At 55.6% G+C, this 808-nt stretch carries 1 protein-coding gene; it reads right to left on the bottom strand.

Annotation, left to right across the window (positions count from 1 at the left end):
• Positions 1 to 664 (bottom strand): phage protease (locus tag GTGU_RS23475; protein WP_038163688.1); only part of this gene is annotated, 664 nt, incomplete at its 3' end.
• Positions 665 to 808: the final 144 nt, after the last annotated feature.

Below are 808 nucleotides of genomic sequence, written 5' to 3'. Positions count from 1 at the left end.
GTTTCTTCTCCGCGTCAGTCGCGCGGTTCAGGGCGAGCTGGTGAGTTTCGACCGGAATAAACTTCGTGAGATCGGGATTTTCAGCGCGGTTCAGCGCCACCTGCTCGCTGGTTTTCAGCTGCTGGATGGCTTTCACTGCGTCGTCTGCTGTGGCGGTGGCCGCAAGGCCAAGCACCGTCACAATCTGGACAGGTACTGTCATCGTGGTTTCCTCTGAATTGAGAGCGGGTAAATCAAGGTTGGGTTTGTTGGTCAGCCCGGCGCTGGACAGGCGGGTGACCTGACCGTCCGCAGTGAACCGAAATGCCGGGCTGTAATAGAGGTACTTCCTGCTGCGCAGTTTCTCCGCACCGTCATCAGTCCAGGTAACATGCGCCTCCACTACACCATCACTGACACGATAACCGTCAATCCAGCCATAAGCCGGGGCCTCTTCGCCCTTCGGACCTTTCAGCTCGGTGGAGTGTTCAATATCAAACGGCAGTTTTGGATAGGTCTGCGAGGCACGAATAACCGCGTCCGGCTGGTTGTTCACCCACGAACGGCCGTCACGACCCGTGAACTGGCCCGCCGGTATCATCGGCAGCCATTCCGGCAGTGTGTCGTCAGTCAGGTCAGGAAGCTGAAAGCAGAGTGCCAGCAGCTCCACATTGGTCGGGTTCATGATGTTGTCCGTTGTCGTCAGTGACTCCGGACAGCATGGCGGAAAGGGAATATAAAGGTGGATTAACCCGCTTCATTGTTAATGCGTGGCGTAACCCCGTTTAAACACCGTTTAAAAACGCGCAGAAACGTTTAACGATTTTTT

The organism is Trabulsiella guamensis ATCC 49490 (assembly GCF_000734965.1).
In the GTDB taxonomy this organism is placed as follows: domain Bacteria; phylum Pseudomonadota; class Gammaproteobacteria; order Enterobacterales; family Enterobacteriaceae; genus Trabulsiella; species Trabulsiella guamensis.
This window is presented reverse-complemented; position numbering and strand designations above follow the sequence as displayed.